The following is a 9,089-nucleotide window of genomic DNA, read 5'->3' as shown; positions in this document are numbered from 1 at the left end:
GCGCGCTTTTTCTTCTGGTGCGCCGTCGATCTGGTCGTAGGCTTTGAAGTCACCGAAGTATTTGGTGATCGCTGCGGTCAGCGTGGTTTTGCCGTGGTCAACGTGGCCGATGGTGCCGATGTTGACGTGCGGTTTTGTACGCTCAAACTTTTCCTTAGCCATTCTGTAGGCGCCCTTATGAACTGGGGGTCAAACTCGGACCCGGGTTTCCTCTGCGCGCGCGGCTTATTTGGTTTAGCGGCGAAAATCAACCCGTTCCTGCACGGCATGAGACATTTGGGCGCCGACTGAGCATGATTTGCATGAAGATGCGCGCAAGACGCACTTTTGGTGCGATATCGCGGTCCACGACAAGGAGTGTTCATGAAGCAGACCGACCGCAGGCAAACGGACTGCGGACCGATTGACGGCGCTATAGGTGGTGATGGCGCGGTCTACGATCGCCGCTGCGATCACTCGGTCGCCGTCACCTCAGTTGCGTCGGTTTATGGTGCGGCCGCGGCGGGTGTGAGGGCGGCTGATGGCTCAGTTGATGGTGCATCCGCCTGCGCAGCTGGCGTTTTGGGCGCGAACCAGCCTTCGGCTGTGTTTTGTTCAACCAGCCAATCCTCGATCTGTCCTACGGCATTGCGGGCCAGCCCGCGCATCTGCTCTTCTCGTGTGCGCGCATGGCCCGATCCCACCAGGAAACTGTCTGCGGTGGTGGTTTCAAACACGGTGAAGGTCTTGGCCTCCGAATTGAGCGTCTTGCCTGCAGCGTCATCCCAAACGGTGACATTCACCGCAAGCACGGATTTTGGGCTCAGCACCAGGGGCACGCCGCCGGGGGCGACAAAGTATCCCTCGACGCTGATTCCGAAATGATAGAGCTGATCGCCATCATACTGACTGAAACGGGCATCCACCTCATTGGTGAGCAAAGTGACCCATTCATCGGGTTCGACCTCTCTGGAACCCGGAACCATTTGGACCTTCGAGGCAATCACCACATTGTGGCCCAGCTTAAAGGCTCCGAGATCCTGCAGCGGATCGTCCGGCGCAGAGCCTGTGCAGGCAGCAACAGTCAACAATGCGGTCAAAAGAGCGAAAATCCGGAGCATAGCAGTCTCACTTCGAAAACAATCAGTCCCCAATAGCCACCCACAGCCACGCCGGTAAAGCAAAGAAGACATGCAGCAGGGCTGAGGTGGCGATGAAGTCACATATCGGGCGGGCCTTTGGGCGGTCGAAAACTGGGACTAGCTGAATTTATACGACCGCGGGAACCCGTGTGGGGGTCTTTTGCCGACCCCTGCCCGTTTGCCCAGCCATTCGGTCAAATCAGCTTCGTGACGGGTTTTGCCCCCGCCCATTTCCCATTTCAGGCCATCATCCCAATTGAACGTGGTGATATCGCTGAGCCCGCCATCCAGCTCCAGCGATCCCTGTTTGCCGCGTGCCATATTGTATTTCTGCAGACGCACACCTTTGCCCCTGCCCAATTCCGGCATTTCTTCGACCGAGAACACAAGGAATTTGCCATTTTCAGAAACCACAGCAACATGATCGCCAACAACCGGAATGCAGATCTTTGCCCGATCGCCATCCTTGACGTTGAGCACCTGCTTGCCGCCACGGGTCTGCGCGACGATGTCTTTTTCTGCGCAGATGAACCCGTTGCCTGCGTTGGACGCAACCAGCAGTCGACCCTCCGGATTGTGGATCAGGATATCGATAATTTCGGCTTCGTTGGGCAGGTCGACCATCAGTCGAAGCGGCTCACCCATGCCGCGTCCGCCGGGCAGGTTGGCGGCCGACACGGTGTAGAAGCGTCCGTTTGATCCAAAGACCAACAACCGATCTGTTGTTTCCGCGTGGAAAATAAACCGCGGGCCGTCACCGTCTTTGAATTTCAGCTCGCGCGTCAGATCGATGTGACCGGTCATGGCCCGAACCCAACCCATCTGCGAACAGACAACCGTGATCGGCTCCTTGTCGATCATGGCCTCCAGCGGCACATCTTCGACTTCGCTTGCCTCTGCAAAACGGGTACGTCGCGCCCCGCCCTCATAGCTTTTGCCGAATTGTTTTTTGGTCTCTTTCAGCTGTTCGGTGATCCGAGCCCATTGCAATTCTTCTGAGGCCAGCAAATCGACCAGTCCCGCGCGCTCCTCTTGCAGGGCATCGCGTTCCCGGGTGAGTTCGATTTCTTCGAGCCGCCGCAAGCTGCGCAGACGCATATTGAGAATCGCTTCGGCCTGCACCTCGGACAACTCTCCCGGACCTGCGGCCGGCGGCAGATAGTCTGCCTCGTTCAGCGCCCGTGGATGATCCGCTCCCCAGGCTTCGCGCATCAAAGCAGCCTTTGGGTCGTCATCATACCGGATGATATCAATCACCCTGTCCAGATTGAGGAAGGCGATAATGAAGCCCTCGAGCACCTCGAGCCGGTGATCGATCTTGTCCATCCGGTGCTGTGAGCGGCGTTGCAATACTTCGCGCCGGTGGTCCAGAAACGCACGAAGCACTTCCTTCATCGAACAGACCTTGGGCGTCACGCCGTCGATCAACACATTCATGTTGAGACTGAACCGCACCTCCAGATCGGAGTTGCGGAACATCATGTTCATCAGAACATCGGGATCCACGTTTTTGGATTTCGGCTCCAAGATGATCCGGATGTCATCAGCGGATTCGTCACGAACATCGGCGAGGATCGGGACTTTCTTTGTCTGGATCAGCTCTGCGATCTTTTCGATCAGCTTGGATTTCTGCACCTGATAGGGGATTTCAGTGACCACGATCTGCCACTGTCCACGGCCCAGATCCTCCACCTCATGGGTACAACGCAGCCGGAAGGACCCGCGCCCCGTGCGATAGGCTTTGGCGATATTCTCCTGCGGCTCGACGATGACGCCGCCGGTCGGAAAATCGGGACCAGGCACATAATTGAGCAAAGTATCGTCGCGCGCATCCGGAGTGCGGATCAAATGGATACTGGCGTCGATCAGCTCCGCGATATTATGCGGCGGAATGTTGGTTGCCATCCCCACAGCGATCCCCGCCGCACCATTGGCGAGAATATTGGGGAAGGTTGCGGGCAGCACCGATGGTTCTGTCAGGCGGCCATCGTAATTGTCCCGGAAATCAACCGCATCTTCGTTGAGACCCTCCAGCATCGCTTCAGCGATGAAGGTCATCCTTGCTTCGGTGTAGCGGGAGGCCGCGGGATTGTCGCCGTCGATATTGCCGAAGTTGCCCTGGCCATCGACCAGCGGATAGCGGACGTTAAAATCCTGCGCCAAACGCGCCATAGCGTCATAAATCGCCGCGTCACCATGTGGGTGGAAGTCTCCCATGGTATCGCCAGAAATCTTTGCCGATTTGAGGAACCCGCCAGACGAACTTAGCCGCAGTCTGCTCATGGCATATAGAATGCGACGGTGAACCGGCTTCAGCCCGTCGCGGGCATCTGGCAATGCTCGGTGCATGATCGTGCTGAGCGCATAGGTCAGATACCGTTCGCCAATCGCGCGGCGCAACGGTTCTCGCATCTCTCCGGTGGCGGGGGAGTCGGGGCTGTCTTGATCGTCTACCAGGTCAGTCATGGACTTTTGATACTGTCCGCGCCCAGCTTGGTAAAGCGGCGCAGCGGCAAAATACACAGTTACCCCCAGGTAAATCGCTCGCCCCATGCAGGTCGCCCATCCGTCGGACCCAAACACACAGCAGCCAACCTTCGGGGAGAATGGCAGCCTTCCTCCCCTATTTTGATCGCGGTAGATGGGGTAGTGTAGGGATAAGGGATCGGTCTGCGCAGAATGCCGGGCAGCTCCAGCGGGCAAAGCCCGACGCTCACGTTCATTGGTTTTATTGGTACCGACTATCCTGGGGGGGATAAATTATGTCGCGTTTCGTTACTGTGTCATTTCTGTTCATGGGTTGGGCATTCTATGAGGCCAGCGGAGGGGCTGATTTCCGACCGCCCGACCGCCCTGCCCAGTCATCTATTGTGACGGCTGAGACCGAGCCAGCTCCGTTCAGCAAAGGACGCACAATTTCGGTCAGCGCTGACGAACTGGTCAACAAAGTTGCGCTTCAAACCACGCTTGGCACACGGCAAACCGCGCCAACATCCACCAACAGCCCGCTGCGCCCGAAGGCCGATCCAACCCTGCGGACAGAACTGGCCATGGCGCAGATCCGCGCTGCGGGCGCCAGTTTGACCGATCCGGACAGTGCATTTGACCCGACATTCCAGCCAGCCACTGGCCAACAGGTAGCGATACAACCCGCAACTGTGCAGTTGGCATCGCTGACGGACGGGCTGGCAGGCGGCTTGACGGGCAGCTTGACGGGCGGCCTGCAGCAGCAAGACGCGGAGCCAAAACCAGATGCAGAACCGTTGGCTGACATCAGACGGATCAAGGCCACTCGCGTCAACATGCGTGCCGGTCCGGGCACAGCGTATGCGATTTTGAAGCGGTTGGAAAACGGCACCGAAGTTCGTGTTCTCGAAGATATCGGGACCGGTTGGCTGCGGCTGCGCAATTTGGACGATGGCACGGTTGGCTGGATTGCGGCTTCCCTGCTCAGTCAGAAAGGCTCATAAAGCGGCGGTATCCACTGGGAAACCACGCGAGGGCTTCAATGCAAAAAACGATTCTCATCACGGGCTGCTCCTCTGGGATTGGCCTGGATGCAGCGCATGGCATGCGAGAGCGTGGTTGGACCGTTTTTGCAGCCTGCCGCAAGCAAGCCGACTGCGACCGGCTCCGCGCCCAAGGGTTTGTCAGCCCATTGATGGATTACAGCGCCCCCGAAACACTTGCGTCTGGCCTGAAAGAAGTCATGGATCGAACCGGCGGCACATTGGATGTGCTGTTCAACAATGGCGCCCATGGACTGCCTGGCGCGGTTGAAGATGTCGCAACAGATGGGCTGCGCACCATTTTCGAAAGCAATGTGTTCGGTTGGCATGAACTGACGCGCCAGGTGATCCCGATCATGCGGGCGCAGCGACATGGGCGGATCATCCAGAATTCATCGATCCTGGGGTTCGTCGCCTTTCCCTGGCGAGGGGCCTATGTGGCGACCAAATACGCGATCGAAGGGCTCAGCGACACCATGCGTATCGAGCTGCGCGACAGCGGAATTGAGGTCATTTTGATTGAGCCCGGGCCCGTGACGTCAAAGATCCGCGAAAAGGCGATCCCCCACTTCGAGAAATACGTCGACTGGGAGAATTCCGCGCTGCGAGACCGCTACGAGCAAAGCCTGCTCAAGCGCCTGTATGAAAGCAACGGCCCGGACACGTTCGAGCTTCCCGCATCGGCGGTGACCGCGAAACTGATTCATGCCTGCGAAAGCACCCGGCCACGGGCGCGCTACTATGTCACCGTGCCAACGCATATCGGAGGCGTGCTAAAACGCATCCTGACAACGCGAGCGATTGACCGCATCCTCGCACGGCTTAGATAGCGTAGTCGCGACGGCATCTGCCATGGGGGCAGAACAGCCAGCGTGCCGACAAACAAGGAAACTGAAAAGATGAGCGACCCGCTCCATATTCTGGCGATCCTCGCCGTTGCGGCCACCGTCATCGTGCTGGCGATTGGCATTGGGGGTTTTGGTGCCGGAGGTGCATTCAACGCAAAAAACGCGAACAAGATGATGCGGCTGCGGATTCTCTTCCAATTCGTCGCAGTGGTGCTGTTTCTCGGCTATGTCTATTTCCGCAACCAGGGAGGCCAGTAACTCGTGGTCGTTTTGAACAAGATTTACACCCGTACCGGAGACAAGGGTGACACAGCTCTGGGCAATGGTGCGCGCGTGGCCAAACACTCCGCCCGCGTGAATGCCTATGGCACATCTGACGAATTGAATGCCTTCGTCGGAGTGGCCCGGCTGGAAGCCGAGGGTGAAATGGACGAGGCACTGGCGCGGATCCAGAATGATCTGTTTGATCTCGGTGCAGATCTCTGTCGGCCCGATATGGAAAAGGACGCAACCGCAGAATATCCACCACTGCGGATGACCGATGCACAGGTCGAGCGGCTGGAAACCGAGATCGATGCCATGAACGCCGATTTGGCACCTCTGCGCAGCTTTGTCCTACCGGGCGGATCCAAACTGGCGGCCCACCTGCATGTCTGTCGCACTGTTGCCCGGCGCGCCGAACGACTGACCACGGACCTGGCGACACAGGAAGACATCAACAACGCGGCAGTCACCTATCTCAATCGCTTGTCGGATTGGTTTTTTGTGGCGTCGCGCGCTGTAAACGACAATGGTGCGCGCGATGTCCTGTGGGTTCCCGGCGCCAACCGCTGAGCATCTGACGACATAGACCCTGCATTGACGCGTGAACCTTATGCGTCAACGCCCCCAAGGCGCTGCTTGCCCGGCATCCCAGGACAGATGTTTTCGAAACACCGCTCAGCGCGGAAAGCGGAAACATTCTTGCAAAAGTAATCCGACAATTGTTCGGACGCGACGTCGGTGAACGGTAACGTGACGATTTTGCCCTGTTGTGGGTCAATCTGAGTCGTTATCAACATCGCGAGAGCATTAAGGAGAGTCGTTTTTCGGCGCTCCGTTTGTCTAAGGAGAGAACGCAAATGAAGGTGCTAGTGCCTGTCAAACGCGTGATTGATTACAACGTGAAGGTCCGTGTGAAAGCGGACGGCAGCGGTGTCGATCTCGCCAACGTAAAGATGTCAATGAACCCATTCGACGAGATTGCCGTAGAACAGGCCATCCGCCTGAAAGAAGCTGGCAAGGCGGATGAGATCGTTGTGGTCTCCATCGGTGTGAAACAATCTCAAGAGACCCTGCGCACTGCGCTGGCGATGGGTGCGGACCGTGCGATCCTGGTGAATGCGGCAGACGACGTGCACACCGACATTGAACCGCTGGCGGTTGCTAAGATCCTGGCCAAAGTGGTCGAGGAAGAGCAGCCCGGTCTGGTTCTGGCTGGCAAACAAGCCATCGACAACGACATGAACGCAACCGGACAAATGCTTTCTGCTCTGCTGGGCTGGTCCCAGGGCACATTCGCATCCGAGCTGGACGTCGACGGCGACAAAGCGGTTGTCACACGCGAAGTGGACGGCGGCCTGCAGACCATCAAGGTCAACATGCCAACCATCGTCACCGTGGACCTGCGTTTGAACGAGCCGCGCTACGCGTCTCTGCCAAACATCATGAAGGCCAAGAAAAAGCCGCTGGATGAAAAAACCGCCGCTGACTATGGCGTCGACGTCACCCCGCGTCTGGAAATCGTCTCTACAACGGAACCAGAAGCCCGTGCTGCGGGTATCATCGTGGGTTCCGTGGACGAGCTGGTTGGGAAACTCAAAGAAGCGGGGGCTGTGTAATGGCTGTTCTTCTCCTTGCCGAAGTTACCGATGGCGCGCTGGCGCTGGATGCAACTGCGAAAGCCGTGACCGCGGCCACCAAACTGGGTGACGTCACCGTGCTGGCAGCCGGAGCCTCCGCTGCCGATGCAGGTGCCGAAGCTGCGAAAATCGCGGGCGTCTCCAAGGTTCTGGTCGCTGAGGATGCGTCCCTCGGTCATCGCCTCGCGGAACCAACCGCCGCGCTGATCGCGGGTCTTGCGTCCGACTATGAGCATATTGTTGCCCCTGCGACCACCGATGCGAAAAACGTTCTGCCGCGCGTGGCCGCGCTGTTGGACGTGATGGTGATCTCTGATGTGTCCGCTGTCGTCGACGGCAACACATTCGAACGCCCGATCTATGCGGGTAACGCCATCCAGACCGTCAAATCCAGCGATGCGAAAAAAGTTGTGTCCTTCCGGACCGCAACCTTTGACGCGGCTGGCGACGGTGGCTCCGCCTCTGTGGAAACCATCTCTGCCGCGGACAACCCCGCGCTGTCGGAGTGGATTGAAGACAAAGTGGCCGAAAGCGACCGTCCAGAACTGACCTCTGCTGGGGTCGTGGTGTCTGGTGGCCGTGGCGTCGGCTCCGAAGATGACTTCAAACTGATCGAAAACCTGGCTGACAAACTGGGTGCTGCTGTTGGTGCATCGCGCGCTGCGGTTGACTCCGGCTATGCGCCAAACGATTGGCAGGTTGGTCAAACCGGTAAAGTGGTTGCCCCCGAGCTCTATGTCGCCGTTGGTATTTCTGGCGCAATTCAGCACCTGGCTGGCATGAAAGACTCCAAGATCATTGTTGCGATCAACAAAGACGAGGAAGCGCCAATTTTCCAGGTTGCGGACTATGGTCTGGTTGCCGACCTGTTCGAAGCCGTGCCCGAACTGATGGAAAAACTGGGCTAATCCTCCAGCCATAACAACATGAAAGCCCGCGCAGTTTTGTGCGGGCTTTTTTTATGTTTTGGCGGCCAGGATGTTGTGGTCCGTTTGCCACTAGGGATTTGGAGCGCACAGGCCCACCGTCGGATCAGGACAGCCGCGACCGAAGATGCTCCGCAATCCGGTGATGTTCCTGCGGCCCAATCATCCGCTGCGCAGAGGGCAGATCCAGTTGCCCAAAGAACATGCCGTCGACGTCTGCAGCATCCTGCGCGGTATGGACCGGCAGCTCCACCACACCCGCAACCGAGCTGCGCAGCGCATCCACCATGGGACGATCCACCAACGCTGGTTCCTGACCAAACAACACATGCTGATCCAGATCGTATTTGATCCATAATAGCAGCACGTCCGTGCCAACTTCGCCAATCAGCTCTCCCATGCGCTCGACCCAACAGTCTTGCAGGGCTTCGCGCAGGATTTCATAGCGGTCGATATCACAGGATCGCAGCGCGCTGAGTAAGTGTTTGTTGAAATGATACTCGGTAAAGTCGATTTCAGGGAACAGCTTCAGCAAGGGCGCATGCGCCTGCAAGAACCGGTCATTCCGCCGCGGGTGGACCTTGTAATAAGGATTTGAGAGATTTTGCGCGCCCAGGATCTGGATCAACGTCTTTTCTGCGTCTCTGTCGCTAACAAGCGATATGTCCGGTGTAGGTAACATGCGATCTGTCCGGTTTTATCATGTCTCCGAAAGGAGGCGTTATGAAGCGGACAGAAGTGTTACAGGAAGTTCGACTTATGAAGTTCGAAGACGTGTATTCGC

The 9,089-nt window shown here is 57.6% G+C and carries 10 protein-coding genes; 6 read left to right on the top strand and 4 right to left on the bottom strand.

Translation table 11 applies throughout. The annotated features are described in order from the left end of the window. The 3 genes from Q0C28_RS04230 to Q0C28_RS04220 all read right to left on the bottom strand — a co-directional run. Nucleotides 1-162, bottom strand: a 162-nt coding sequence (locus Q0C28_RS04230; protein WP_293573406.1) for a GTP-binding protein, incomplete at its 3' end; no start/stop codon positions are given. A 323-nt stretch (nucleotides 163-485) separates the two neighbouring features. Further along, on the bottom strand, nucleotides 486-1,100 hold the full coding sequence (locus tag Q0C28_RS04225; protein ID WP_293573405.1) for a hypothetical protein: 615 nt from the start codon (nucleotides 1,098-1,100) through the stop codon (nucleotides 486-488). A 138-nt stretch (nucleotides 1,101-1,238) separates the two neighbouring features. Next, the gene (locus Q0C28_RS04220; RefSeq protein WP_293573404.1) at nucleotides 1,239-3,587 is read right to left on the bottom strand and encodes a DNA topoisomerase IV subunit A; all 2,349 of its coding nucleotides are present in this window, start codon (nucleotides 3,585-3,587) and stop codon (nucleotides 1,239-1,241) included. 296 nt (nucleotides 3,588-3,883) lie between these two features. Here Q0C28_RS04220 and Q0C28_RS04215 point away from each other — a divergent pair, with 296 nt between their 5' ends. The 6 genes from Q0C28_RS04215 (at nucleotide 3,884) to Q0C28_RS04190 (ending at nucleotide 8,287) form a co-directional block, all read left to right on the top strand. Beyond that, a complete protein-coding gene (locus Q0C28_RS04215) occupies nucleotides 3,884-4,591 on the top strand; it encodes an SH3 domain-containing protein (protein WP_293573403.1) in 708 nt (235 codons plus the stop codon). A gap of 38 nt (nucleotides 4,592-4,629) precedes the next feature. Beyond that, on the top strand, nucleotides 4,630-5,460 hold the full coding sequence (locus tag Q0C28_RS04210; protein WP_293573402.1) for an SDR family NAD(P)-dependent oxidoreductase: 831 nt from the start codon (nucleotides 4,630-4,632) through the stop codon (nucleotides 5,458-5,460). A gap of 69 nt (nucleotides 5,461-5,529) precedes the next feature. Then, a complete protein-coding gene (locus Q0C28_RS04205) occupies nucleotides 5,530-5,736 on the top strand; it encodes a twin transmembrane helix small protein (RefSeq protein WP_293573401.1) in 207 nt (68 codons plus the stop codon). Nucleotides 5,737-5,739: 3 nt separating this feature from the next. After that, nucleotides 5,740-6,312 carry a cob(I)yrinic acid a,c-diamide adenosyltransferase gene (locus tag Q0C28_RS04200; RefSeq protein WP_293573400.1) on the top strand — a complete coding sequence of 191 codons (573 nt, stop codon included), beginning with the start codon at nucleotides 5,740-5,742 and terminating at the stop codon, nucleotides 6,310-6,312. Between the two features lie 287 nt (nucleotides 6,313-6,599). Next, the gene (locus Q0C28_RS04195; protein ID WP_293573399.1) at nucleotides 6,600-7,358 is read left to right on the top strand and encodes an electron transfer flavoprotein subunit beta/FixA family protein; all 759 of its coding nucleotides are present in this window, start codon (nucleotides 6,600-6,602) and stop codon (nucleotides 7,356-7,358) included. Next, the gene (locus Q0C28_RS04190; RefSeq protein ID WP_293573398.1) at nucleotides 7,358-8,287 is read left to right on the top strand and encodes an FAD-binding protein; all 930 of its coding nucleotides are present in this window, start codon (nucleotides 7,358-7,360) and stop codon (nucleotides 8,285-8,287) included. Before Q0C28_RS04195 ends, Q0C28_RS04190 begins: the two co-directional genes overlap by 1 nt. 124 nt (nucleotides 8,288-8,411) lie before the next feature. Here the strand turns inward: Q0C28_RS04190 and Q0C28_RS04185 are convergent, their stop codons facing one another. Beyond that, entirely contained in the window at nucleotides 8,412-8,987 is a 576-nt protein-coding gene (locus Q0C28_RS04185; RefSeq protein ID WP_293573397.1) for a DUF6473 family protein, read from the bottom strand. Nucleotides 8,988-9,089 lie beyond the last annotated feature (102 nt).

Origin of the sequence: Phaeobacter sp. (assembly GCF_022825805.1) — a bacterium.
GTDB lineage: Bacteria > Pseudomonadota > Alphaproteobacteria > Rhodobacterales > Rhodobacteraceae > Phaeobacter.
This window is presented reverse-complemented; position numbering and strand designations above follow the sequence as displayed.

Bases quoted from the DNA above. Each gene is read 5' to 3' on its own strand.
- Q0C28_RS04225 (WP_293573405.1), bottom strand. From the start codon at position 1,100: ATGCTCCGGATTTTCGCTCTTTTGACCGCATTGTTGACTGTTGCTGCC.
- Q0C28_RS04220 (WP_293573404.1), bottom strand. From the start codon at position 3,587: ATGACTGACCTGGTAGACGATCAAGACAGCCCCGACTCCCCCGCCACC.
- Q0C28_RS04215 (WP_293573403.1), top strand. From the start codon at position 3,884: ATGTCGCGTTTCGTTACTGTGTCATTTCTGTTCATGGGTTGGGCATTC.
- Q0C28_RS04210 (WP_293573402.1), top strand. From the start codon at position 4,630: ATGCAAAAAACGATTCTCATCACGGGCTGCTCCTCTGGGATTGGCCTG.
- Q0C28_RS04205 (WP_293573401.1), top strand. From the start codon at position 5,530: ATGAGCGACCCGCTCCATATTCTGGCGATCCTCGCCGTTGCGGCCACC.
- Q0C28_RS04195 (WP_293573399.1), top strand. From the start codon at position 6,600: ATGAAGGTGCTAGTGCCTGTCAAACGCGTGATTGATTACAACGTGAAG.
- Q0C28_RS04190 (WP_293573398.1), top strand. From the start codon at position 7,358: ATGGCTGTTCTTCTCCTTGCCGAAGTTACCGATGGCGCGCTGGCGCTG.
- Q0C28_RS04185 (WP_293573397.1), bottom strand. From the start codon at position 8,987: ATGTTACCTACACCGGACATATCGCTTGTTAGCGACAGAGACGCAGAA.